Source organism: Nocardia huaxiensis, from assembly GCF_013744875.1.
Classification (GTDB): domain Bacteria; phylum Actinomycetota; class Actinomycetes; order Mycobacteriales; family Mycobacteriaceae; genus Nocardia; species Nocardia huaxiensis.
The window spans coordinates 858537-882114 of record NZ_CP059399.1 but is presented as its reverse complement, the minus strand read 5'-3'; the positions used below and the strand labels follow the sequence as shown (position 1 = coordinate 882114).

Below are 23578 nucleotides of genomic sequence, written 5' to 3'. Positions count from 1 at the left end.
TGTCGGCACAGTACCGCAGTGGCGGCGAAACATGAACGGCCCGCTGGCAATTGCTCCCAGCGGGCCGTCACGCATGTCGCCGCGCCGCGCCGGACCACCCCGGCGCATCCACCGTGCACGGCGACCTGGTCTGGATTCCCCCGTGTGCGATTTTAATTCTCGCGGTACTCCATCGACAGCCCGAACAACGGGAAGAGCTTTTCGGTGTCGAGGAAGAAATTCAACCCGGAGACCTTGTCGCCGTCCAATTCCAGCACAGTGATGGACCACGGCGTCCACAGACCCGGCACATCCGCGCTGGGCTTGTAGTGCGCGAAGGCGGCCATGCCGTTCGCCTCGACCGGGACCATGCGGGAATCGCGGCAGGCGTGGCCGTGACCGAGCATGAAGGCCGCGACGTTCTCCGGACCCGACACCCAGAAGGAGATGGGCGGCATGGACAGCGCCACATCGGCTTTCAGCAGTTCGGTGAGGGCCGTCATGTCGTAGGACTCGAAGGCCTTCACGAAGTCGTCGACGAGTTTGCGCTGCTGCTCGTTGGATTCGTCGTAGACATCCGACACCGTGGACACGTCGTTGACCTTGGACATGGTGGCGCGGGCGCGCTGCAGGGCGCTGTTGACCGACGCGGGCGACACATTGAGCATGTCGGCGGTTTCATTGGCCGAGAAGCGCAGCACCTCGCGCATGATCAGAATCGCGCGCTGGGTGGCCGGCAGATGCTGTACGGCGGCGACGAAGGCCAGCCGCAGCGTGTCTTTGGTGCTGGCCGCTTCGGCCGGGTCCGCGCCGAAGGCGAGCGCGTTCGGAATGGGCTCCACCCAGACGTAATCCGGCTCGGGCATGGGCAGCGGGGATTCGGGCGTGGAGGGACCGTTCAGGTCCATGGGTCTGGCTCTGCGCTGCGGACCGTCCAGCATGTCCAGACAGACATTGGTGGCGATCTTGTACAGCCAGGAGCGGACGCTGGCACGACCCTCGAAGGAGTCGTAGGACTTCCAGGCCCGGGTGAAGGTTTCCTGTACCGCGTCCTCGGCCTCGAAGGAGGAACCGAGCATGCGGTAGGCGTAAGCGCACAGCTCGCGCCGGTGCCCCTCGAAGGAGCGCAATACGTCGTCCGTGATGGTGGTGGACCGGCCTGCCGTGTCGCTCATGGCAAACACTCTTGCACAGCCCACCGACAAGAAAAATGGGATTGATCCACTCCCGGGCCCCTCAGGGCCTTCGCCCCCGAACCCCCGAAGGCGGGTGGATTCACCCCCTCTCCCACCACCGAGCCCGCCTGCGAAGGCAGGCGGGCTCGAGAATCATGGAGTGGGAGTGCGTCACTCGTCGGCGTCGCGCGCTTCGGTCTGCGCCTTGGCCCACTTGTAGTCGGGCTTGCCGGCGGGGCTGCGCTTGATCTCGTCCACGAACCACAGCGAGCGCGGCATCTTGTAGGAGGAGATCTCCTTGCTCAGCACCGGGCGCAGGTCCTCCAGCGTCGGCCGCACCTCGCCGCGGCACTGCACGACCGCGCAGACCCGCTGGCCCCAGCGCTCGTCCGGCACGCCGACCACGAGCGCGTCGAAGACCTCCGGATGCGCCTTGAGCGCGCCCTCGACCTCTTCGGGGTAGATCTTCTCGCCACCGGAGTTGATGGACACCGACCCGCGGCCGAGCATGGTGACGGTGCCGTCCTCCTCCACGCGGGCGTAGTCACCCGGGATGGAGTAGCGAATCCCGTTGAAGGTCTTGAACGTTTCCGCGGTCTTGACCGGGTCGTTGTAGTACCCGATCGGGATGTTGCCGGTGCGGGCGAGCATGCCGACCTTGCCGGAGCCCGGCTCGCACGGATTGCCCTCTTCGTCGATGACCTGGGTGGACCCGTCGATCTTCACCCGCGGCCCGCCGGTGTGGGTGGACCCCTTGGTGGCCACGGAAAGACCGCCGAAGCCGGTCTCGGAGGCGCCGATGGAGTCGGTGATGAGCGCGTTCGGGAACCGCTCGATGAACTCGTCCTTCAGCGTCGGCGAGAACAGCGCGGCCGAGGAGGCCAGCACCCACAGGCTCGAATGCTGGTACGGCTCACCGGTTTCCGGGTTGCCCTCGCGGAGGGCGGCGAGCATGGGCTGCGCCATGGCATCACCGGTAATGAAGATCATGTTGATGCCGTGCCGGTCGATGGCCTGCCACACGCCGTGCCCGGAGAACTCCGGCAGCATGACGGCCTTGCCGCCGTCGAAGAGGCTGTGCAGCGTGGCGGTGAACGAGCCACCGTGGATCAGCGGCGGGATCGGGTAGCGCACCATGGGCGAGTTGCCGGACGCGCCGCCCTTGGCCTGCTCCCACTCGTCCTGGATGAATTCGCCGGTGTAGAAGTTGATGCCGCCCCCGAGCACGCGCCACCAGTCCTCGTGCCGCCACATGACGCCCTTGGGCAGGCCGGTGGTGCCGCCGGTGTAGATCATCACGATGTCGTCGGCGGAGCGTTCGCCGAAGTCGCGCTCGCCGTGGGTGCCGGCCAGGGCCGCTTCGTATTCCACCGCGCCGGCGGGACGGTCGAGGTCGGTGCCGTCCTCGACGGTGACGATGGTCTTCAGCTTCTCGACGTTCGGCAGCACATTGGCCACCTTGTCGCTGTAGCGGCGCTCGTGAATGAGAGCAACCATGTCCGAGTTCTCGAAGATGTATTGCAACTCGTTCTCAACGTATCGGTAGTTCACGTTGATCATCACTGCGCGCGCTTTGAAGATGGCGACCAGGGCCTCGACGGCCTCGATGGTGTTGCGCGAGTACACGCCGACCTTGTCACCCGGCTTGACACCCTGTTCCTGCAGGTAGTGCGCGAGCCGATTGGCCCGGTCCTCCAGCTGCGCATAGGTCACCGAGCGGGTGTCATCGGCGAGCGCGACACGTTCGGGCATGAGGTCGATGGTGTGTTCGACAAGGTCCGCGATGTTGTAGCTCACAGGATCAAAATAGAACGTGTTCTTGTGTGTGACAAGCCACAAAATTCTCTTGGTCGATCGACCGGATGTGTCCCCCGCCACAGACTACGGCGACTTACTCCGAATTGGAATAGCCACGAAAGGGCGCGCCCCACATAGTGGGACGCACCCTTCTCGCCCGGCCGCACGACCGCTATCGTGCGACCGGAATTTGAAACGCGTTCTACAGCCGATTCTCGGCCGCGATGATGGGCTTCAACTTCTCCATCTGATCCAGATCGCGCACGCCGACGAGCAGCATGGTGACGCCCGCCTTCTCCCACACCTTCAGCTGTTCGCGCACATGCGCCTCATTGCCGATGATCATGGTGTCGTGGATGAGCTCATCCGGAACCGCCTTGGCCGCATCCTCTTTGCGCCCCGAGCGGAAGAGCCTGGTGATCTCGTCCACCTGCGGCCCGTAGCCCATGCGCCGGTACACCTCGGCGTGGAAATTCACCTCTTCCGCGCCCATGCCGCCGATGTAGAGCGCCATGACCGGCTTCAGATACGCCAGCGCCGCCGCGGGATCCTCGGTGATGATCACCTGTGCGGTGGCGGCGATTTCGAAGTCCTCCCGCGAACGCCGGGCACCCGGGCGCGCGAAGCCTTCGTCGAGCCACTCGTTGTACATGTCCGCCAACCGCGGCGTGTAGTAGATGGCCAGCCAGCCGTCGGCGATCTCGGCCGTCAGCGCGACGTTCTTCGGCCCCTCGGCACCCAGCCAGATGGGCAGATCCGCACGCAGCGGATGCGTGATCGGCTTGAGCGGCTTGCCCAGTCCGCTCGCGCCGGCCCCGTTGTAGGGCAGCGGGTAGTGCGGCCCGTCGCTGGTCACCTTGCCCTCGCGGGCGAGCACCTGCCGGATGATGTCCACGTATTCGCGAGTCCGCCCGAGCGGCTTGGCAAATGGCTGGCCGTACCAGCCCTCCACCACCTGTGGCCCCGAAACGCCCAGGCCCAGAATGGCTCTGCCGCCGCTGAGATGGTCCAGGCTCAGCGCCGCCATGGCGGTGGCGGTGGGCGTGCGCGCCGACAGTTGCACCACCGAGGTGCCCAGCCGCACCCGACTGGTCTGCGACCCCCACCAGGCCAGCGGCGTGAAGGCGTCGGAGCCCCACGATTCGGCGGTGAAGACCGCGTCGAATCCGGCGTCCTCGGCGGCGTTCACCAACTCCTGCGCGTTGGCGGGCGGCTGCGCGCCCCAATATCCGAGCTGCAAACCGAAACGCATCCGGCATCCTTCCCTCGAGGCCCCGGGACCGGTTCCGCACTCCCCCACCTCGCGGGTTGACAGGAACCGGACCCTTGTGGAGCTGACTCTTGCGACCGTTCTTAGAACCTGTTCTACTCGATCTCGTGACTCCGGGAAACACCGAGATACTGTCCGCGCCGCTGCGGATGCAATTCGACTACACCCGCTCCACCGGCCCGACCATCGGACGCTTCCTGACCGGGTTGCGTGCCGGGCAGGTCGTCGGTGTGCGCGGATCCGATGGACGCGTCCTCGTGCCGCCGGCCGAATACGACCCCAAAACCGCCGAGGCGCTGACGGATTTCGTCGACGTCGCGGATGTGGGCACCGTGCAGACCTGGTCCTGGGTGGCCGAGCCGCTGCCGGGCCAGCCGTTCGACCGGCCGTTCGCCTACGCGCTCGTCAAGCTGGACGGCGCGGACACCGCGATTCTGCACGCGGTGGATGTGGCGTCGCCGGACGAGATTTCGACCGGCCTGCGCGTGCGCGCCCGCTGGGCGGCCGAGCGCACCGGCCGGATCCAGGACATCGCATGCTTCGAGCCGGGTGAAACCTCGGTCGCGCCAACCGATTCGGTGGCCGACGCCGAGCCGGTGACCGGCCTGATCACGCCCGTCGACCTATCCTTCAAGCACACCGCCGCCCCGCAGGAGGGCGAATTCCTGAAGGCCATCATGGAGGGCCGCCTGCTCGGCGCCCGCGCCAAGATGGACGGCAAGGTGTACTTCCCGCCGCGCGGCGCCGACCCGCGCACCGGTGAGCCGACCGACGACTACGTCGAGGTGTCCGACAAGGGCATCGTCACCACCTTCTGCATCGTGAACGTGCCGTTCATGGGCCAGCGCATCAAGCCCCCGTATGTGGCGGCCTACGTCCTGCTCGACGGCGCGGACATTCCGTTCCTGCACCTGGTGCTGGGCCTGGATGCGAGCGAGGTCCGCATGGGTATGCGCGTCGAGGCGGTGTGGAAGCCGCGCGAGGAGTGGAGCCTGTCCATCGGCAATATCGACCACTTCCGCCCGACCGGCGAGCCCGACGCCGACTACGACTCGTTCGCCCACCACCTGTAGAGGCTGATCACGTTGAGCGACAATGCAACTGACATCGCGGTAGTGGGCTTCGCCCACGCGCCGCACGTGCCGGAGACCTTCGGCACCACCAATGGCGTGGAAATGCTCGCGCCGTGCTTCGCCGAGCTGTACGAGAAGCTCGGCATCACCAAGTCCGATATCGACTTCTGGTGCTCGGGTTCCTCGGATTACCTTGCCGGGCGGGCCTTCTCGTTCATCTCGGCGATCGACTCCATCGGCGCGGTGCCGCCGATCAACGAGTCGCACGTGGAGATGGACGCGGCGTGGGCGCTGTACGAGGCGTGGGTGAAACTGCGCTCCGGACAGGCGAAGACGGCGCTGGTGTACGGCTTCGGCAAGGCGTCGGCCGGTACGCTGCGCCAGATCCTGACCCTGCAGACCGACCCGTACCTGGTCGCGCCGCTGTGGCCGGATTCGGTGTCCATGGCCGGTTTGCAGGCCCGCGCGGGCCTCGACGCGGGTCGCTGGACCGAGGCCGAGATGGCGGCCGTCGCGGCGCGCAGCACCGGCGCGGACGCTGAAAAGCTCTTGGCCGCAGACTATGTGGCGAACCCCTTCCGGGCGCACGACATCGCGCCCATCACCGACGGTGCGGCCGCCATCGTGCTGGCCGTGGGCGACCGGGCGCGTGAGCTGTGTGAGCGTCCGGCCTGGCTGACCGGCATGGCGCACTACATCGACACCCCGATCCTGGGTGCGCGCGACCTGACCGTCTCGGATTCCGCCGCGCGCGCCGCCAAGGCCGCGATCAACGGTGGCACAACCGATTTCGATGTCGCCGAACTGCACACGCAGTTCTCGCACGAGGAGTTCATCCTCAAGCAGGCCATCGGCCTGAACGGTGACACCCGGATCAACCCGTCCGGCGGTCCGCTGTCCGGCAATCCGATGTTCGCCGCGGGCCTGGAGCGCATCGGCTTCGCCGCCCGCGAAATCTTCAATGGCACCGCGAATCGGGCACTGGCGCATGCCAGTTCCGGTCCGGCGTTGCAGCAGAACCTGGTCGCCACCCTGGAGGCAAAATGAGCACGGCATCGCACAGCGATTCGGTGAGGGGTGGTGGTCGGGCGACGGGTGGGCTGTCCAACCCTGCCGCGGTGCTCGGCACCGGACAAACCCATCACGTGACCAAGCGGTCGGACGTGTCCATGGCGGGCATGGTGCGCGAGGCCATCGACCGTGCCCTCGCCGATTCCGGCCTGACCATGGCCGATATCGACGCGGTCGTGGTCGGCAAGGCCCCCGACTTCTTCGAGGGCTCCATGATGCCGGAGCTCTTCCTCGCCGACGCCCTGGGCGCCACCGGCAAACCGCTGCTGCGCGTGCACACCGCCGGCTCGGTCGGCGGCTCCACCGGTGTGGTGGCGGCCAACCTGGTGCAGGGCGGCGTGCACGGCAAGGTGCTCGCCATCGCCTGGGAGAAGCAGTCGGAATCCAATGCCATGTGGGCACTGTCGAATCCGGTGCCCTTCACCATGCCGGTGGGCGCGGGCGCGGGCGGCTACTTCGCCCCGCATGTGCGCGCCTACATCCGCCGGGCCAACGCACCGCTGCACATCGGGGCCATGGTGGCGGTGAAGGATCGCCGCAATGGCGCGAAGAACCCGTTCGCCCATCTGCAGCAGGCCGACATCACCATGGAGTCGGTGATGGCGTCGCAGATGCTGTGGGACCCGATTCGTTTCGACGAGACCTGCCCGTCCTCGGACGGCGCGTGCGCCATCGTGATCGGCGACGAGTCCTCGGCGAAAGCCGTTGAGGCGCAGGGCAAGAAGGTGGCGTGGATTCACGGCACCGCCATGCGCACCGAGCCGCTCGCCTACGCCGGGCGCGATCAGGTGAACCCGAAGGCCGGCCAGGAGGCCGCCAAGGCGCTGTGGAAGCAGGCCGGGATCACCAATCCGCTCGAGGAGATCGACGCGGCCGAAATCTATGTTCCCTTCTCGTGGTTCGAGCCCATGTGGCTGGAGAACCTCGGCTTCATGCCGGAGGGCGAGGGCTGGAAGCTCACCGATGCGGGCGAAACCGCCATCGGCGGAAAGCTTCCCGTGAATCCGTCCGGCGGCGTGCTCTCCTCCAACCCGATCGGCGCATCCGGCATGATCCGCTTCGCCGAGGCCGCCAAGCAGGTCATGGGCCGGGCCGGAGATTACCAGGTCGAAAACGCCCGCAAGGCGTTCGGTCATGCGTACGGTGGTGGCTCACAGTACTTTTCGATGTGGGTCGTCGGAAGCGAGCAGCCGTGACCACCACGACCGAGCACCCCGCCCGGGTAGCCGGGTACGCCTCGCAGGCGGCCGTGCGTGCCAAGGACAAGGCCGCGTGGGTAGCATTGTTCGCCGCCGACGGCATTGTCGAAGACCCGGTCGGGCCGTCGTTCTTCGACCCGGACGGCAAGGGCCATCGCGGGCCGGAAGCCATTGCGGCGTTCTGGGACAAGGCGATTGCCCCGACCGAGAACATCGAGTTCCTCTTCGACGACTCCTTCGCCTGCGGTAGCGAGGTGGCCTTCACCGGCCGCATCCGCACCACCATGGGCGGCCACATCGTCGACGCCGAAGGCGTCTTCACCTACAAGGTGGCCGAGGACGGGAAGATTCTCGCCCTGCGCGCGTTCTGGGAGACGGAACGCGCGATGGCGACATTGAAACCTCTCTGACCCTGTCATTCCGGCGTGCTTTTGGCCGGAATCCGCCCACCGGCAATGGATCCCGGCCAAAAGCACGCCGGGATGACGGTGGTGATGTCTTTCGGTTGGGGTCCGAAGGCGCGGCGGGCGACCGGTTTTCCGGTCGCCCGCCGTTTTGTTTGTTCCACCTGGAAGGTGCAAGCCCCCAGTTCAGGGGTCATTTCCGCCGTCACGGTGACAAAATAAAGCGAGCGTCCAGTATCTGGACGCTCGCTTTAACTCGTTGTGGGTCAGTGCTTTACGGGGCACCCGCCCTTGTAGTCGACCTGAAGCTCCTTCACCCCGTTCAACCAGCCCGAACGCAGTCGCTTGGGGTCACCGAGCGCGCTGATGTCGGGCATGTGGTCGGCAATGGCGTTGAAGATCAGATCCACTTCCAGCCGAGCGAGATTCGCGCCGATGCAGAAGTGCGCGCCGGTCCCGCCGAAGGACAGGTGCGGGTTGTCCTGGCGCGTGATGTCGAACGTGAAGGGGTTCTCGAAGACCTCTTCGTCGAAGTTGGCCGAACGGTACAGCAGAATGACGCGCTGGCCCTTCTTGATCTGCACGCCCGACAGCTCGGTGTCCTCGAGCGCGGTGCGCTGGAACATGCTGACCGGGGTGGCCCAGCGAATGATCTCGTCGGCCGCGGTCTTGGGCCGCTCCTTCTTGAACAGCTCCCACTGGTCCGGGTTCTCCATGAACGCGAGCATCCCGTGCGTGGTGGCATTGCGGGTGGTCTCGTTGCCGGCCACGGCCAGCATCATGACGAAGAAGCCGAATTCCTCGGAAGACAGTGCCTCGCCGTCGATTTCGGCCTGCACCAGCTCGGTGACGATGTCATTGGCGGGGCACGCCTTGCGGGCCTCGGCCATCTGCCAGGAGTAGCCGAGGATCTCGGTGGAGGCGACCATCGGATCGACATCGGAGTCCGGATCGTCATAGCTGGTCATCTCGTTGGACCAGCGGAACAGCTTCATCCGGTCCTCCTGCGGCACACCGATGAGATCGGCGATGGCCTGCAGCGGGAGTTCGGCGGCGACCTGCTCGACGAAGTCCCCCGAACCGGATTCGACGGCGGCCTTCACGATCTTCTCGGCGCGGGCCTGCAGTTCGGCGCGCATGCCGTTGATGACGCGCGGGGTGAAGCCCTTGGAGATGATCTTGCGCAGCTTGGTGTGCTCCGGAGCGTCCTTGTTCAGCAGCACGAAGCGCTGCATCTCGATCTGCTCGCGGGTGATGTCGTCGTTGAATCGCGGGATGGCGGTGTTCTCGTAGGTGGAGAAGACGTCGCTGCGGCGCGACACCTCCTTCACGTCGGCATGCTTGCTGACCACCCAGAAGCCGTCGTCCTGGAAGCCGCCGACCTCGGGCGACTTGGGATTCCACCAGATCGGGGCGGCCTTGCGGAGTTCGGTGAATTCATCGACGGGGACGCGCTGCGCCCAAAGGTCGGGGTCCGTGACGTCGAATCCGTCCGGCACGTTCGGCCGGGCATGCGTATCCACCACCAGTTGACTCCTTCGTCTAACTGAAACACGTTCTACCGCTATTGAAGCACAGGCGGTAAAACTAGGGAAGGAGCCGTTAACCGGTCTACGTTACCTCTAAGGAACTCGTTGCAGTTCTTGAAGCTGGAAGGACACTGATGGGTACACCCGTAATCGTCGAGGCCGCGCGCACGCCGATCGGCAAGCGCAATGGCTGGCTGGCCGGACTGCATGCGGCGGAGCTGCTCGGCGCCGCACAGAAGGGCGTGCTCGAGCGCGCCGAGCTCGACCCCGCTCTCGTCGAGCAGGTCATCGGCGGCTGCGTCATGCAGGTCGGCGAGCAGTCGAACAATGTCACCCGCACCGCCTGGCTGCACGCGGGCCTGCCGTGGCAGACCGGCGCCGTCACCATCGACAACCAGTGCGGTTCCGCGCAGCAGGCCGCCGGCCTGGTGGCCGGGCTCATCTCCACGGGCGCGATCGAGGTGGGCCTCGCCTGCGGCATCGAGTCCATGAGCCATGTTCCGTTGGGCGCCAATGTCGGAACGCACGCCGGTCCGCGCCGCCCGGCGTCGTGGAATATCGACATGCCCGACCAGTTCGGGGCCGCGGAGCGAATTGCCAAGCGGCGCGGCATTACTCGCGACGATGTCGAGGAACTGGGCGTGCGTTCCCAGCGGCTGGCCGCGCAGGCGTGGGCCGAGGGCCGTTTCGATCGCGAGGTGCTCACCATCGCCGGTGCGCCGCAGGTGAACAAGGAGGGCGAACTCACCGGCGAGACCATGGACGTCAGCCGCGACCAGGGTCTGCGCGAGACCACCCGGGAGGGCCTGGCCAAGCTGAAGCCGGTGGCGGAAGGCGGAATTCACACCGCCGGCACTTCGTCGCAGGTGTCCGACGGCGCGGCCGCGGTGCTGCTGATGGACGAAAAGGCCGCGCAGCGAGAGGGTTTGCGCCCGCGCGCCCGCATCGTGGCGCAGTGCCTGGTCGGCGGTGAGCCCGAATTCCATTTGGACGGACCGGTACAGGCGTGCGAGCGCTTGCTCGAGCGGACCGGCATGAGCATGAACGACATCGATCTGTTCGAGATCAACGAGGCGTTCGCATCGGTCGTGCTGAGTTGGGCCAGCGTGCACAAGCCGGACTTCGATCGCGTGAATGTGAACGGCGGCGCGATCGCACTCGGACATCCGGTCGGCAGCACCGGATCCCGGTTGATCACAACGGCTTTGCACGAACTCGAGCGGTCCGACAAGAGCACCGCCATGATCCTCATGTGCTGCGGTGGCGCACTCGCCACGGGGACGATCATCGAGAGGTTGTAGTCGTTTCAATCATTTTGGGCCAGTTGGCGCCAGGTTGAACGTTCATCCCAGGAACCGCGAAAAGTGGCGTACACCACACAATCTCCGGTACAGACAAGAAGATGAGACGTCAGCTATCTTATGGTTACTGGCGGCCCGTCCGGGAAGACCCTCGCGACGGGCCAGAACCGGCACCATTAAGCGCTCGGCAAGAACCGTGGGGGTGGCCCGCAAACGCCCAAGCCACGGACGCTTCACAGGATCACCGCCTAGAAGCTTCAAGGAAATCGCGAATCAGGCGTAGGTTTTCAGTTACTGAGCCGCTAATATCAATGATACGTATCCGAGATAACGACTGTTAGTACAGCGAAGGGAATTGGGCGGCTCACAATGGCTGATTTCGCGGCGCGGCTGAACAAGCTGTTCGAAACCGTGCATCCCCCCGGGCGCAAGCCGCATACCAATGCAGAGGTGGCGGCTGCGCTTACGGCCTCAGGCCATCCGATCTCGAAACCGTATCTCTCGCAGCTGCGGTCGGGACAGCGCACGAATCCGTCGGACGAGACGGTGGCTGCGCTGGCAAAGTTCTTCAAGGTCAAGCCGGACTACTTCTTCAACGACATCTACGCGGCGAAGATCGATCATGATCTCGAGCTGCTGTCCCAGCTGCAGGGCTACGGACTTCGTCGGCTGTCGAGTAGAGCGTTCGACCTCTCCGAAGAATCTCAGAACCTCCTCACCTCCATGGCGGAGAAGCTTCGGGCCAGTGAAGGCTTGCCCGAAATTCCTCCGGACGGCACGGAATAGGCCCTGCCTCAAGGCAACACAGTGCGGCTAGCTCGGAGGCCGCACTGTGTTGGTTTGTAACAGGACTACTCCCAGCCGTACCAGAAGCGGGGGCCGGACCAGGGTCGGACGGTGGCGTTGCTTGCAGGGCAACGTCATCGTCTGATCGACCCATACGGTTCGGACGAGGAGTGTTGCACCGGTCTCAGGCGACTGAGGCCATGTGGCGTAGAACGCTGCGCCTGGTGCACTATGCACAATCCTGGCGTTGCCCTGCCCGGATCACATCCGGGAAGAAACCAACGAGTTTGTGCACTATGTCGTTATGAGTGCTGCGCGTGTTTCGCTCTGAATGCACCATTACGACGAGTCGAATACCGCGCCGTGCATACCCCGGCGCAATTGCGACATTCGGATTTCGACACAAAAGAGACGGACCGTCCGGTATGAACCGGTACGAATTGTGTCGGTTCTTCCACGCGGTTCACCCTATCCGATGTTGATCTTCCCGAGATCTGCGCGCAGCGCCTTCCGACACACCGCTACGGATGAACACTCAGCGCTGTGCGGCGCTGTGACTCTCGGCCGGAGTTCCACTGGCGGCGGCCGCATCGAAGGCCCGGGCAATCGCCTGCACCCAGCGGCGCGGACCCACACCCGGCGGCGGCGCGATCCAACGGCCGTCGACGAGCACATCCCCGAACGGATTACGCGCCCACTGCGCCACCCGCTCGGCCCGCTCGGGCATGGACTCCGGCGGCGCGCCGACCGCGGCCAACTCCATCCCGCCGCCCGACTGCAGGTAGAGCGCGTCCATGATCTGCGCCACCTGGTCGGAAGCCTTGAGCTGAGTGGCGGATCCGGTCTGATCCTTGGCCACCACCTCCGGGAAACGACCCACCATCACCCGATGCAAGGCGTGAATCTGCTTGAGCAGCAGGCGGGCTCGCCACCACATCTCGATGACGATCCACACCGCGCCGACCGCGATGAGCAGGCTCGCCACCAGCCAGGCCGGCCAGAACCAGTCCTCGGTGCCGGGCCGCGCCATCGGCATATCCTTGATGTCGCGCCGAATCGACAGTGCCGCAAGCACTCCCACCAAGGCGGTGCCGGAGGTGTAGAGGGCGATACCGCGGCCCAGCGTGGTCCAGTCCAGGTTGCGCACGCCGGTGACGACGATGAAGAGGGATCCCAGCACCACGATCACCCAGCCGAAGGTGACCGACCAGGCCAGCGTCAGCGCCATGGCGATGACGCCGCCCGCGTAGATCATCCACGCGATCTGCCGCAGATTGCGGCGCGAGACCACCGGCCAGGCCGCAGCGGCGACCACCGAGGTGGCCGTCACGAACAGAATCCACGCGGACGTGGTGGCGCGATCGGAGAGCCACTGACCGTGAATGCCGTTCTTCGCCGCATGATCCACTGCCACAGCGACATCCGGAATCGCGATGGTCACGGCAGCGGCCACCGCCGCCACGGCAACCACGATCGCCACCCGCGCGGTCGTCGCCGGTTTCACCAGCACCCGGCCCACTCGCGCCCCGGCCGCCATCCAGACCAGCATGGCCGTCAACCAGAACATCATGCTGCGCCCTCCCGCGGACAGCCCACCATCGCCGGGGTCATCCCAATGCCTCGTCGAATCGAAGGACCGAGACGCCTGCGCCCCGGCTGTTGAACACACGCAGTCGGGTCATGAGCATGCTCGCGAAGGTCTCGGCCTCCCACTCGCACTGCTCGTCCTCGCCCAGCTCGACCACCTTCTGATGCGCACGCTGGCTGAGCATGTACGCGATGAGATCGTCGCTGGCCTCGAGCACCACCTCGGTCGCCGCCTCGCCCGGATGGTCGAAGACGATGTGGCCGAGCTCGTGCGCGAGCGTGTGATCGCGGCTGGGCAGCGAGGACGCCAGCACGATCACATCCCGGTCCGGATAGCTGCGGCGCTGACCGCAGACGCCGGGACCCAGTTGGGCACTGGCGATCTCGATGGGCCGGCGGCGCTCGGCGGAAATGGCGAGCACCACCTCGTCCAGGGTGGTGGCGTCGAAGTCGGCCGCCACCGCGCACACGGCGTCCACCGCCGCCGCCACGCGACGGTAGGACCCGATGCTATGCGCCTTGCTCTCGGTCATCGCGGTCCCCTCACGCCCTCGGTCCGAAGAACGCGGCCCGCGCGGCATCGACCCGCCCCTGGGCCGCCGATGCGCTCTGGAAGCTCACCGCGCCCGATCCCGCGCCCACCAGCGTGAGCGCCACCAGGCCACCGATGACCGACAGCACCTTGATGGGCGGCAGCGGACTGTTGCTCGACGTCGGCCGCACCTGCGGCATCGGTTGTGCCTGAGCGGGAGCCGGTGCCGGTGGTGGCGCGGCGGCAGGCGCGGGCGCCTCCTCGGCGGGAGCCGGAGCCACCGCGGGCGCGACCACGGCGGGCAGCGCCGGGGCCGCGGGCGGCTGCGGAATGTCCAGTGGCACAGCGGGTGTATCGGGCACCGGGGCCGGTATCGGAATCAGCAGAAGCAGCAGCGGAGAGGCGCAGACCGCGGCCGAGCCCACTCCGGCCGAACCGAGGGCCGCGGAACCGGCTGCGGCGGAACCGGCTTCGGCCGAGCCGACGGCGGCGGAACCCACGCCTCCCGAACCCGTGCCCGCCGAACCGACTCCGGCGGAGCCGACACCGGATCCCGTCGCGGCCGAACCGGCGGCGGAACCCGCTCCGGCGGAACCCGCTCCGGAGCCGGTCACGGCCGAGCCCGCGCCCGCGGAGCCGCCGAGGGCGGAACCCACAGCGGCGGAACCGATTCCGGCAGATCCGACAGCGGCCGAGCCGGTGCACAGGGCGGCGAGACCCGCGGAGCCGACCGCGGCGGAACCCACCGCCGCCGAGCCGACGCCCGCGGAGCCCGTGCCGAAAAATAGGGCCAATGCGCCGATTCCGGCGGAACCGACTGCGGCGGAACCGGTGCCGAGCACCGAACCGGTGCCGATTCCCGCGGAACCGAGGGCCGAGCCGGTACCGGCTCCCGCCGAACCCAGCGCGGATCCGGTGCCCGCACCGGCGGAACCCAGGGCCAGGCCGGTGCCCACACCGGCGGAACCCACTGCGCCCGAACCGGTTCCGAGTGCGGCCGAACCGGTACCCAGGACCGCGGAGCCCGTTCCCGCGCCGGCCGAGCCGACCGCGGCCGAACCGGTACCCAGGAGAGCGCCCAGCCCGGCGGAGCCGACGGCGGCGGATCCCAGTGCGGCCGAACCGGTTCCGCCCGCGCCGACGCCCAGCAGGGCGGCGAGGACGTCGTCCGGTCCGGCGACGGGGTTCACGGGTACGGCCTGCGGGGCGGGCACGCTCAGGGCGGGGTCGTCGCCCGCGGGGGCGGGCTCGAGGTCGATGCCGCCGGGCTGCGCACCGGCGGTGACGGGCCCGAGCATCGCCGAACCGGCGACAGCTGCGGTCACTGCCACCAAGCGCAATGCACGACCAAAGATCATGCGACAGCCATCCCCTCATCGAGTACTGCGCAGTCGGCTTTCATTCCCACCCGGTGTGGGAAGTCCAACCCGCCAGGCAGGCTGGAACGGTAGAGCCCGGTCGCCCCGATTGCCAGGCCTTTGCGGAACGCGGTCATCGTACAAGCACGCTTGCCGACCCGCACAAGTCTTGGTGGCATTAGGGGTGCATACAAACCGTACGCCTGCGGACCTCACGGCGTACCGGATATGAACAAGAGCCCCAGCGCAATTGGGCATTGTGCTCAAATCTCATGGTCATCAGGTGCCTCACCAGCCCCGGAGGGGCGATATGAGATCGGACATTCCAGACCAACGCGACAGCAAAGAATCAGCCAGTCAGACGAATCGGCACGCGCTGTGTTTCGAATCACAGCCGCGCCGAACGGATCCGGAAACGCGCATCGCCGGCATCCCCCGTGGGGATACCGGCGATGAAGGCGTCGGGAACAGCTGCGGATCAGGCTCCGTAGACGGGCTCCGGAGTGGTTGCCTTGGCGAGCAGATCGCGCACCACCGGGCCGAGATCGGCCGGCTCCCAGCGCGCGCCGCCATCGATGGAGACGCCGTGCCGCCAGCCGTCGGCCACCGTCACCTTGCCGCCCTCGACCTCGAACATGCGGCCGGTGACGCCGGCGGAATCGACGCTGCCCAGCCAGACCACCAGCGGGGACACGTTTTCCGGGGCCATGGCGTCGAAACCGTCCTCGGGCGCGGCCATCATGTCGGCGAACACGGTCTCGGTCATGCGGGTGCGCGCCGCCGGGGCGATGGCGTTCACGGTGATGCCGTAGCGCGCGAATTCGGCTGCGGCGGTGAGGGTCAGGCCCGCGATGCCGGACTTGGCGGCCGCGTAGTTGCCCTGGCCGACACTGCCCAGCAGGCCCGCGCCGGAGCTGGTGTTGATGATGCGCGCCTCAGGGGTGCGGCCCGCCTTGGCCTCGTTGCGCCAGTACTCGGCGGCGTGCCGCATGGGCGCGAAGTGGCCCTTGAGGTGCACCTTGATGACGGCATCCCACTCGTCCTCGCCGAGGTTCACCAGCATGCGGTCGCGCACGATGCCCGCGTTGTTGACGAGCACGTCCAAGCGGCCGAAGGTGTCGACGGCAGTGGCGATCAGGCGGCGCGCGCCCTCCCAGTCGGAGATGTCGTCGCCGTTCACGACGGCCTCGCCGCCGAGCGCCTTGATCTCCTCGACCACCTGCGCGGCCGGGGAATCCGGGCTGGGCGCACCGTCGAGCTCGGCACCGAGATCGTTCACCACGACCTTGGCGCCCGCGGCGGCGAAAGCGAGCGCGTGCGCACGACCGATGCCACGACCGGCACCGGTCACGATGACCACGCGGCCGTCGCAGATCTTCTTGTCCGTCATTTCGAATACCTCTTCGCGTCGATGGAGTTCTTCGTCATCCCGGCGCGCTTTTGGCCGGGATCCACGCCGTCGACCGTGTGGATTCCGGCCAAAAGCATGCCGGAATGACGGGGGTTCAGTGGCCGGAGACCGCGGGGACGTCCGCGGTCGAGGCTTCGAGGAAGGCGGGCTTCTCGCCGCCGCCGTGCACCACGAGCGCGCCGCCGGAGATATAGGCGGCCAGCGGGGAGGCGAGGAAGGCGGCGGTGCGGCCGATGTCCTCGGGGGCGGCCATGCGCTGCAGGGGAACCGTGCTCGCCACCGCGGCGATGCCGTCGTCGTCGCCGTAGTGCAGGTGCGAGCTCTCGGTCTCGACCATGCCGCAGATGACCGAGTTGATGCGGACTTTCGGGGCCCATTCGACGGCGAGCGACGAAACCAGGCTGTCCACACCGGCTTTGGCCGCACCGTAGGCGGCGGTGCCCGGCGAGGGCCGGTGCCCGGAGACGCTGGAGATCATCACGATCGAGCCGCCGGACTCCTGCTGCTGCATGACCTCATTGGCGACCTGCGAAACCAGCAGCGGCGCAAGCAGGTTCAACTGCACGATCTTGGAGTGAAAATTCGCGGAGGCGTCGGCCGCCAGCGCGAAGGGCGCGCCACCGGCATTGTTCACCACGGTGTCGAGCCGCCCGTACTTGCGCACGATCTCCTCGACGAGCCCGCGCACCGATTCCGGATCGCGCACATCGCACGGCAGGAAGTCGATCTCCCGTCCATTGCTCTGCACGGGGGTGTCCGCGGGGCGGCGCGCACACGCCACCACGGTCGCTCCGGCGTCCAGGAAAACCCGGGAGATTCCCGCGCCGACTCCCCGCACGCCACCGGTCACCAGGACCACCGAACCGGAGAGGTTCACTTCGATTGCCACCGTGCTAACCTACCAAGCACTTGCTTGTTTTGCCAACGATGGGACAGATGATGGGGATCAACCGTCACACCGAAACCGAGGGCGTCGAAGTCGTCACTGTCGACTATCCGCCGGTCAACGCACTGCCTTCGGACGGCTGGTTCGCCCTGGCCGACGCCATCCGCGAAGCCGGCCGCAACCCGGAGACCCGGGTCGTCGTGCTGCGCGCGGAAGGCCGCGGCTTCAATGCCGGCGTCGACATCAAAGAGATGAACAACGACACCGGGCACACCAAGCTGATCCGCGCCAACCACGGCTGCTTCGAGGCGTTCGCCGCCGTCTACGACTGCCAGGTCCCCGTCGTCACCGCCGTCAACGGCTTCTGCCTCGGCGGCGGCATCGGCCTGGTGGGTAATTCGGACGTGATCGTGGCCTCGGATGACGCCACCTTCGGACTGCCCGAGGTCGATCGCGGAGCGCTCGGCGCGGCCACCCATCTGGCGCGACTGGTCCCCCAGCACCTGATGCGCACCATGTTCTACACCGCGGGCACCCTCACCGCACAGCAGCTGCACCACTACGGCTCGGTGTTCAAAGTGGTGCCGCGCGCCGAACTCGACGCCGCCGCAATGGAAGTCGCCAAGAACATCGCCAACAAGGACGGCCGCGTCATCCGTGCCGCCAAGCGGGCGCTCAATGGCATCGACGTGCAGGACGTGCACCGGTCCTACCGCTACGAGCAGGGCTTCACCATGGAGCTCAACCTCGCCGGTGTCGCCGACGAGATCCGGGCGCGCTTCGACGACGATATCGCCGCCCAGAAAAAAGCACGGTAGAAGGGCCGAAATAATATGCGCGACAAGCGAATGCAGCTCGACGATGTCGTCGGCGAACTGCGCAGCGGAATGACCATCGGCATCGGCGGCTGGGGTTCGCGGCGCAAGCCGCTCGCCTTCGTGCGGGCGCTGTTGCGGTCGGACATCAAGGATTTGACGGTCGTCACCTACGGCGGACCGGACCTGGGCCTGCTGTGCTCGGCGGGCAAGGTGCGAAAGGCGTACTACGGCTTCGTATCCCTGGACTCGGCGCCGTTCTACGACCCGTGGTTCGCCAAGGCGCGCACCGAGGGCGCGATCACCGTGCGCGAGATGGACGAGGGCATGGTGAAGTGCGGTCTCCAGGCCGCCGCCGCACGCCTGCCGTTCCTGCCCATCCGCGCCGGATTGGGTTCCGCCGTCATCGATTTCTGGGACGGCGAGCTGAAGACGGTCGAGTCCCCGTACCCGACCGACGGCAAGACCGAGACTCTGGTCGCCATGCCCGCGCTGAACCTGGACGCCGCCTTCGTGCACCTGGATCTGGGTGACAAGCACGGCAATGCCGCCTACACCGGCGTCGACCCCTACTTCGACGACCTGTACCTGCTGGCGGCCGAGCGCCGCTACCTGTCGGTGGACCGGCTCGTCGAGACCGACGAACTGGTGAAAGCCGTTCCGCAGCAGGCGATCATCCTCAATCGCATGATGGTCGACGGTGTGGTCGAAGCCCCCGGCGGCGCGCACTTCACCTTCTCCGGCAGCTACGGGCGCGACGAGAAGTTCCAGCGCCACTACGTGGAGGCCGCCAAGACTCCGGAGTCGTGGGCCGAATTCAAGGCGCGCTACCTGGACGTCTCGGAAGCCGAATACCAGGCCGCCGTCAAGGCTTTCGCCGAGGAGCAGAAGTAATGAGCGAGACCACCACCATCACCCGGGCCGAGGTCTGTGTTGTCGCCGCGGCCGAAATCTTCCGGGGCGCGGGCGAAATCATGGCCAGCCCGATGTCGACCGTCACCACCATCGGGGCGCGGCTGGCCCGGCTGACCTTCGAACCGGATCTGCTGCTGTCCGACGGTGAGGCGCTGTTCTTCGCCGAGGTTCCGGCCATCGGCGGCAAGGCGCCCATCGAGGGCTGGATTCCGTTCTCCAAGGTGTTCGATGTCGTCGCCTCGGGCCGTCGGCACGTGGTCATGGGCGCGAATCAGCTCGACAAGTACGGCAATCAGAACCTCTCGGCCTTCGGTCCGCTGCAGCAGCCGACCCGCCAGATGTTCGGGGTGCGCGGCGCGCCGGGCAACACCATCAATCACGCCACCAGCTACTTCGTGCCCAAGCACAACAAGCGGGTGTTCACCGAGAGCATCGACATCGTCTCCGGAATCGGTTACGACAAGATCGATCCCGAGAATCCGGCGTACCGGTTCCACCACCTGCACCGGGTGGTGTCGAACCTGGGCGTGTTCGATTACAACGGCCCGGAGCACACCATGCGGGCGCTGTCGCTGCACCCGGGCGTGAGCGCCGACGAGGTCGCGGAGAACACCTCGTTCGAGATCGCCGGGCTGGCGGAGGCGGGCGAAACCCGGCTGCCGACCGAGGAAGAGCTGAACATCATTCGTAATGTGCTCGACCCCAAGGGCTTCCGGGAGAAGGAAGTGACGGCATGAGCGCGCGGCTGCGGACTCCGCTGACCGAACTGGTCGGCATCGAGCATCCGATCGTGCAGACCGGAATGGGCTGGGTCGCCGGGCCCAGTCTGGTCGCGGGCACCGCCAATGCGGGCGGCCTCGGCATTCTGGCCTCAGCCACCATGACCATGCCGGAACTCGAAGAAGCCATCGCCAAGACGAAGGCCAAGACCGACAAGCCGTTCGGCGTGAACATTCGCGCCGATGCGGCGGACGCCGTCGACCGATGCGAGCTGATGATCCGCGAAGGCGTGAAGGTCGCCTCCTTCGCGCTCGCGCCCAAGAAGGAACTCATCGCGCGGCTCAAGGACAACGGCGTGGTGGTCGTGCCGTCCATCGGCGCGGCCAAGCACGCGGTGAAGGTCGCCTCATGGGGCGCGGATGCGGTGATCGTGCAGGGCGGCGAGGGCGGCGGGCACACCGGTTCCGTCGCGACGACGCTGCTGCTGCCCTCGGTGCTCGACGCCGTGGATATTCCGGTGGTCGCCGGCGGCGGGTTCTTCGACGGCCGTGGGCTGGCGGCGGCGCTGTCCTACGGCGCGGCCGGTGTCGCAATGGGCACCCGCTTCCTGCTCACCCAGGACAGCAGTGTGCCGGATTCGGTGAAGCAGGAATACCTCGCGCGCGGGCTCCAGGACACCACGGTCTCCACCAAGGTGGATGGCATGCCGCATCGCGTGCTGAACACCGAACTGGTCAACAAACTTGAACATTCGGGCAGCTACCGCGGGTTCTTGGCGGCGGCCGCGAATGCCGTCAAGTTCAAGCACATGACCGGCATGAAGTGGTCGGCGCTCGTCAAGGACGGCCTCGCCATGCGCAAGCACAAGGACCTCACCTGGTCCCAGGTGATCATGGCCGCCAACACCCCGATGCTGCTGAAAGCCGGTCTGGTGGAAGGCAATACGCAGGCGGGTGTGCTCGCCTCCGGTCAGGTGGCGGGCATCATCGAGGATCTGCCGACCTGCCAGGAGCTCATCGACCGGATCATCGAGGAAGCCGTCGAACGCATCGACGGTCTCGCGAAATACCGCGTGACAGAGGCGGAGTCCACCTCGGCCTGACCATTCCCCTCGTCATTCCGGCATGCTTTTGTCCGGAATCCACACGGTCGACGGCGTGGATCCCGGCCAAAAGCGCGCCGGGATGACGAGGGTGTACGCCCCCTCGATCCTGCGCGGCGGACACGATCTCCGCGCACCCAGCGGATTCGGACCACCATGTCCGATCCGTCTGCACGCCGCGAACCTCGGCCGTGCACGGGCCGTCCCCGGAACCTCTCGCCCGGGGGCGGCTTTCCGTGCTTTCGGAGTCGCGTCCGACTGGGGCGACGGCTCGCGCGGCCGCGCCGGACGTCCGCTACTTCTTGCGCGGGACGCCGGAAGCCAGGCCGAGGACGAAGTCCAGCACCGGCGTCGGGGTGAGACCGGCGGCCAGCAGCTGTACCTTGCCCGCGAGGCCGACCATGTAGCGCGCCTTGGGACGGCTCGCGGTGAGCGCCTTCACGACCTCGTTCACCACGGTCTCGGGGGCCGCGGTGATCTTGGGAACCCGTGCGGCCATGGTGCGCAGGCCGTTCAGATGATCGCCGTAGAGCGTGCGCTGTGCCGGAGTGAGCCGGGCGATGGTGTCGTCCACCATCTGCGACGCACCGGTCCACAGATCGGTGTCGATCGGGCCCGGTTCGATCAGCGAAGTGCGGATTCCCCAGGGCCGCAACTCGATTCGCAGGGCATCGACCAGACCCTCCAGGGCGAACTTGGAGGAGTTGTACGCGCCGGTGCCCGGCGTGGCGATGCGGCCGCTGAGCGAGGAGATGAACACGGCCCGGCCGCGCGTGCTGCGCAGACGGGGCAGTACCGCCTGGGTGACGGCCAGCGCACCGAAGACGTTCACCTCGAACTGGGTTCGCAGCGCGTCGATTTCGAGCAGCTCCACCGGGCCGTCCTCGACAATGCCGGCATTGTTGACCACGGCGTACAGGTCCGCGGGCAGCACGGCGTCGAGGGCGGCGATGTGCTCGGCGTCAGTGACATCGAGCAGCACCGGCGTAATGCGCGAATCCTGTTGCACCAGGTCATCGCCATCGGACAGCTTGCGGACACCGGCGTAGACCTGCCAGCCGTCCTGCGCCAGCCGCAGGCTGATGGCCTTCCCGATCCCCCGGGCCGCGCCGGTCACCAAAACTGATCTCATGCGGTCAGCCTAGAACCAACCGCCCGCGGGCGGTGGGTCAGATTTCTTCGCCGAGCTCCAGGGTGACCAGGGGTAGCGGGCGTTCGATCTTGGACTGGAAATCGGCCAGCAGCGGATTGTTGGCGAGCACCCAGGCCGCGAACTCGTCGTAGTCCGCGCCCTCCAGCGCGCGGCCGACGGCCCGGTGCGTCTTGCCGCCGATCTCCACCGTGACCTGTGGGTTGGCCTTGATGTTGAACCACCAGGCCGGGTACTTGTCCTCGATGAAGGAGGAGACGTAGATCGTCTCGTCCCGGTACAGCGCACCCAGCGGAACCACATGCTGCTTGCCGCTCTTCGCGCCGGTGGTGGTGAGCAGCAGGATCGTCGCGTCCTGGTACGCGCCGCCGACCTTGCCGCCGTTCTCGCGGAACTCCTGGATCACACCGGCGTTCCAATCGCCCATCTGCGCCTGGTCGAACTCCTGGTTCCAGGGCGCATCGGGATCGTCATAAGAGGTGATCTTCACGTTGTCTGACTGGGGCACAACCGATTCGGAATCACTCATGACCCGAGTATGCCCCCGGCCACCGACAGGAATCGGCTGTTCGGCTCGCCCTGTCACTTACGAGCCACAACGAAATAGATGTGCCACAGCCGCGCAGGGCTGCCACCATGTGCCCATGGGGAATGTCTTGATTGTCGGAGACCTGCACGGCAACACCAGTCATGCGCTGTCACTGCTGCAGGTGGCCGTCCGCAATGACTGCGACAAGATCTTCTCCGTCGGCGACTTCGGCGCCTGGGAACACGTCCCCTCCGGCCGCCGCTACTTCGACGTCGTCAACAAGGCCGCCCGCAAGGCCGGCGTCACCGTCTACTTCCTCGACGGCAACCACGACAAATCCTCCCTACTGCACGAGCTCTACGACCACCGCCGCGACGACGAAGGCTTCCTGCAGTGCCGCAGGTTCCTCCGCTACGCACCCCGCGGCCACCGCTGGACCTGGGACGGAACAACTTTCGCGGCCTTCGGCGGCGCCTATTCCACCGACAAGCTCTGGCGCCTGGCCCGCGAAGCCCGCCGGGACGCCGTCGACGACCGCCACCGCCGCTACGGCTCCACCCGCCAGCGCGTCACCACCGGCACCCTCTGGTTCCCCGAAGAGGAGATGACCGACGCGGAACTGGACGCGTTCCTGGAGGCCGACAGCTCACCGGTGGACGTTCTGCTGACGCACGACAAACCCCGCTCCTCCCAGCCCAAGTTCAACCGCAAGACCAAAGCGGAATGCCTCCCGAACCAGGACCGCATCCAGCGCCTGGTCGAAACCCTCCACCCCACAGTGCTTTTCCACGGCCACCTGCACTACCGCTACACCGACACCATCCCCGCCGGGGACAACACCTGGACCCGCGTCGAGGGCCTCGCCGCCGACCCCAACGCCTCCCAGCACCCCACCTACGACAGCGACCAGTCCTGGCACGTCCTCCCCCTCCCCTGCACAGCCGAGATCCTGACCGAACCCGCCGCGGGCTGAGCTGCGAGTATCTTTA

General features: G+C 66.8%; 23 protein-coding genes. 11 read left to right on the top strand and 12 right to left on the bottom strand.

What is annotated here, in order from left to right:
- Positions 1-152 precede the first annotated feature (152 nt).
- From H0264_RS04075 to H0264_RS04065, 3 genes are all read right to left on the bottom strand, one after another.
- The gene (locus H0264_RS04075) at positions 153-1154 is read right to left on the bottom strand and encodes a sigma-70 family RNA polymerase sigma factor (protein ID WP_181582718.1); all 1002 of its coding nucleotides are present in this window, start codon (positions 1152-1154) and stop codon (positions 153-155) included.
- Positions 1155-1325: 171 nt separating this feature from the next.
- The gene (locus H0264_RS04070; RefSeq protein ID WP_181582717.1) at positions 1326-2951 is read right to left on the bottom strand and encodes an acyl-CoA synthetase; all 1626 of its coding nucleotides are present in this window, start codon (positions 2949-2951) and stop codon (positions 1326-1328) included.
- A 202-nt stretch (positions 2952-3153) separates the two neighbouring features.
- A complete protein-coding gene (locus H0264_RS04065; RefSeq protein ID WP_181582716.1) occupies positions 3154-4203 on the bottom strand; it encodes an LLM class F420-dependent oxidoreductase in 1050 nt (349 codons plus the stop codon).
- 167 nt (positions 4204-4370) lie between these two features.
- On the opposite strand from H0264_RS04065, the gene H0264_RS04060 reads away from it, so the two are divergent.
- The 4 genes from H0264_RS04060 to H0264_RS04045 are packed head-to-tail and all read left to right on the top strand — an operon-like array spanning position 4371 to position 7974.
- Positions 4371-5294: a Zn-ribbon domain-containing OB-fold protein gene (locus tag H0264_RS04060; RefSeq protein WP_181585282.1), complete on the top strand. Its 924-nt coding sequence runs from the start codon at positions 4371-4373 to the stop codon at positions 5292-5294.
- Between the two features lie 12 nt (positions 5295-5306).
- Positions 5307-6341 carry a thiolase domain-containing protein gene (locus H0264_RS04055; RefSeq protein ID WP_181582715.1) on the top strand — a complete coding sequence of 345 codons (1035 nt, stop codon included), beginning with the start codon at positions 5307-5309 and terminating at the stop codon, positions 6339-6341.
- A gap of 53 nt (positions 6342-6394) precedes the next feature.
- A complete protein-coding gene (locus H0264_RS04050; RefSeq protein ID WP_231087223.1) occupies positions 6395-7561 on the top strand; it encodes a thiolase domain-containing protein in 1167 nt (388 codons plus the stop codon).
- Positions 7558-7974 (top strand): nuclear transport factor 2 family protein, encoded by a 417-nt coding sequence (locus tag H0264_RS04045; protein ID WP_181582713.1) that lies wholly within the window; start codon positions 7558-7560, stop codon positions 7972-7974. Before H0264_RS04050 ends, H0264_RS04045 begins: the two co-directional genes overlap by 4 nt.
- 5 nt (positions 7975-7979) lie before the next feature.
- Here the strand turns inward: H0264_RS04045 and H0264_RS04040 are convergent, their stop codons facing one another.
- Together H0264_RS04040 and H0264_RS04035 are read right to left on the bottom strand one after the other, a co-directional pair.
- Positions 7980-8177, bottom strand: a complete 198-nt coding sequence (locus H0264_RS04040) for a hypothetical protein (protein ID WP_181582712.1) — start codon at positions 8175-8177, stop codon at positions 7980-7982.
- 57 nt (positions 8178-8234) lie between these two features.
- Entirely contained in the window at positions 8235-9494 is a 1260-nt protein-coding gene (locus tag H0264_RS04035; protein WP_420832035.1) for a cytochrome P450, read from the bottom strand.
- Positions 9495-9631: 137 nt separating this feature from the next.
- Here H0264_RS04035 and H0264_RS04030 point away from each other — a divergent pair, with 137 nt between their 5' ends.
- Entirely contained in the window at positions 9632-10798 is a 1167-nt protein-coding gene (locus H0264_RS04030; protein WP_181582711.1) for a steroid 3-ketoacyl-CoA thiolase, read from the top strand.
- 369 nt (positions 10799-11167) lie between these two features.
- Entirely contained in the window at positions 11168-11584 is a 417-nt protein-coding gene (locus tag H0264_RS04025; protein ID WP_011207048.1) for a helix-turn-helix domain-containing protein, read from the top strand.
- Between the two features lie 535 nt (positions 11585-12119).
- Here the strand turns inward: H0264_RS04025 and H0264_RS04020 are convergent.
- The 5 genes from H0264_RS04020 to H0264_RS04000 form a co-directional block, all read right to left on the bottom strand.
- Entirely contained in the window at positions 12120-13154 is a 1035-nt protein-coding gene (locus H0264_RS04020; protein WP_181582710.1) for a hypothetical protein, read from the bottom strand.
- Positions 13155-13191: 37 nt separating this feature from the next.
- Complete coding sequence (locus H0264_RS04015; RefSeq protein WP_181582709.1) at positions 13192-13704, bottom strand: ImmA/IrrE family metallo-endopeptidase; 513 nt, start codon at positions 13702-13704, stop codon at positions 13192-13194.
- Positions 13705-13714: 10 nt separating this feature from the next.
- Positions 13715-15028, bottom strand: coding sequence for a hypothetical protein (locus H0264_RS38950; RefSeq protein WP_181582708.1), 1314 nt, complete (start codon positions 15026-15028; stop codon positions 13715-13717).
- Between the two features lie 511 nt (positions 15029-15539).
- Positions 15540-16451 carry an SDR family oxidoreductase gene (locus H0264_RS04005; RefSeq protein WP_181582707.1) on the bottom strand — a complete coding sequence of 304 codons (912 nt, stop codon included), beginning with the start codon at positions 16449-16451 and terminating at the stop codon, positions 15540-15542.
- A gap of 115 nt (positions 16452-16566) precedes the next feature.
- Positions 16567-17355, bottom strand: a complete 789-nt coding sequence (locus tag H0264_RS04000) for an SDR family oxidoreductase (protein ID WP_181585280.1) — start codon at positions 17353-17355, stop codon at positions 16567-16569.
- A gap of 56 nt (positions 17356-17411) precedes the next feature.
- On the opposite strand from H0264_RS04000, the gene H0264_RS03995 reads away from it, so the two are divergent.
- From H0264_RS03995 to H0264_RS03980, 4 genes are read left to right on the top strand one after another with little or no spacing between them, the layout of a single operon-like run.
- Positions 17412-18176 (top strand): enoyl-CoA hydratase family protein, encoded by a 765-nt coding sequence (locus tag H0264_RS03995; RefSeq protein WP_181585279.1) that lies wholly within the window; start codon positions 17412-17414, stop codon positions 18174-18176.
- A gap of 15 nt (positions 18177-18191) precedes the next feature.
- A complete protein-coding gene (locus H0264_RS03990; protein ID WP_181582706.1) occupies positions 18192-19067 on the top strand; it encodes a CoA transferase subunit A in 876 nt (291 codons plus the stop codon).
- A complete protein-coding gene (locus H0264_RS03985) occupies positions 19067-19825 on the top strand; it encodes a CoA-transferase subunit beta (RefSeq protein ID WP_181582705.1) in 759 nt (252 codons plus the stop codon). Before H0264_RS03990 ends, H0264_RS03985 begins: the two co-directional genes overlap by 1 nt.
- Complete coding sequence (locus H0264_RS03980; protein ID WP_181582704.1) at positions 19822-20910, top strand: NAD(P)H-dependent flavin oxidoreductase; 1089 nt, start codon at positions 19822-19824, stop codon at positions 20908-20910. The genes H0264_RS03985 and H0264_RS03980 overlap by 4 nt, the downstream gene beginning before the upstream one ends.
- Positions 20911-21205: 295 nt before the next feature.
- On the opposite strand, the gene H0264_RS03975 is transcribed toward H0264_RS03980, so the two are convergent.
- Both H0264_RS03975 and H0264_RS03970 read right to left on the bottom strand, forming a co-directional pair.
- Positions 21206-22042: an SDR family oxidoreductase gene (locus H0264_RS03975; protein ID WP_181582703.1), complete on the bottom strand. Its 837-nt coding sequence runs from the start codon at positions 22040-22042 to the stop codon at positions 21206-21208.
- Between the two features lie 37 nt (positions 22043-22079).
- Entirely contained in the window at positions 22080-22589 is a 510-nt protein-coding gene (locus H0264_RS03970) for a nitroreductase/quinone reductase family protein (protein ID WP_181582702.1), read from the bottom strand.
- A 115-nt stretch (positions 22590-22704) separates the two neighbouring features.
- Between H0264_RS03970 and H0264_RS03965 the strand changes: the two genes are divergently transcribed.
- Complete coding sequence (locus H0264_RS03965; protein ID WP_181582701.1) at positions 22705-23562, top strand: metallophosphoesterase family protein; 858 nt, start codon at positions 22705-22707, stop codon at positions 23560-23562.
- Positions 23563-23578: the final 16 nt, after the last annotated feature.

What these genes read in the sequence shown, in the direction of transcription:
- H0264_RS04075 (WP_181582718.1), bottom strand. Translation starts at nt 1,154, where the DNA reads ATGAGCGACACGGCAGGCCGGTCCACCACCATCACGGACGACGTATTG.
- H0264_RS04065 (WP_181582716.1), bottom strand. Translation starts at nt 4,203, where the DNA reads ATGCGTTTCGGTTTGCAGCTCGGATATTGGGGCGCGCAGCCGCCCGCC.
- H0264_RS04060 (WP_181585282.1), top strand. Translation starts at nt 4,371, where the DNA reads ATGCAATTCGACTACACCCGCTCCACCGGCCCGACCATCGGACGCTTC.
- H0264_RS04030 (WP_181582711.1), top strand. Translation starts at nt 9,632, where the DNA reads ATGGGTACACCCGTAATCGTCGAGGCCGCGCGCACGCCGATCGGCAAG.
- H0264_RS04025 (WP_011207048.1), top strand. Translation starts at nt 11,168, where the DNA reads ATGGCTGATTTCGCGGCGCGGCTGAACAAGCTGTTCGAAACCGTGCAT.
- H0264_RS04020 (WP_181582710.1), bottom strand. Translation starts at nt 13,154, where the DNA reads ATGATGTTCTGGTTGACGGCCATGCTGGTCTGGATGGCGGCCGGGGCG.
- H0264_RS04015 (WP_181582709.1), bottom strand. Translation starts at nt 13,704, where the DNA reads ATGACCGAGAGCAAGGCGCATAGCATCGGGTCCTACCGTCGCGTGGCG.
- H0264_RS04005 (WP_181582707.1), bottom strand. Translation starts at nt 16,451, where the DNA reads ATGACGGACAAGAAGATCTGCGACGGCCGCGTGGTCATCGTGACCGGT.
- H0264_RS03995 (WP_181585279.1), top strand. Translation starts at nt 17,412, where the DNA reads ATGGGGATCAACCGTCACACCGAAACCGAGGGCGTCGAAGTCGTCACT.
- H0264_RS03990 (WP_181582706.1), top strand. Translation starts at nt 18,192, where the DNA reads ATGCGCGACAAGCGAATGCAGCTCGACGATGTCGTCGGCGAACTGCGC.
- H0264_RS03985 (WP_181582705.1), top strand. Translation starts at nt 19,067, where the DNA reads ATGAGCGAGACCACCACCATCACCCGGGCCGAGGTCTGTGTTGTCGCC.
- H0264_RS03980 (WP_181582704.1), top strand. Translation starts at nt 19,822, where the DNA reads ATGAGCGCGCGGCTGCGGACTCCGCTGACCGAACTGGTCGGCATCGAG.
- H0264_RS03975 (WP_181582703.1), bottom strand. Translation starts at nt 22,042, where the DNA reads ATGAGATCAGTTTTGGTGACCGGCGCGGCCCGGGGGATCGGGAAGGCC.
- H0264_RS03970 (WP_181582702.1), bottom strand. Translation starts at nt 22,589, where the DNA reads ATGAGTGATTCCGAATCGGTTGTGCCCCAGTCAGACAACGTGAAGATC.
- H0264_RS03965 (WP_181582701.1), top strand. Translation starts at nt 22,705, where the DNA reads ATGGGGAATGTCTTGATTGTCGGAGACCTGCACGGCAACACCAGTCAT.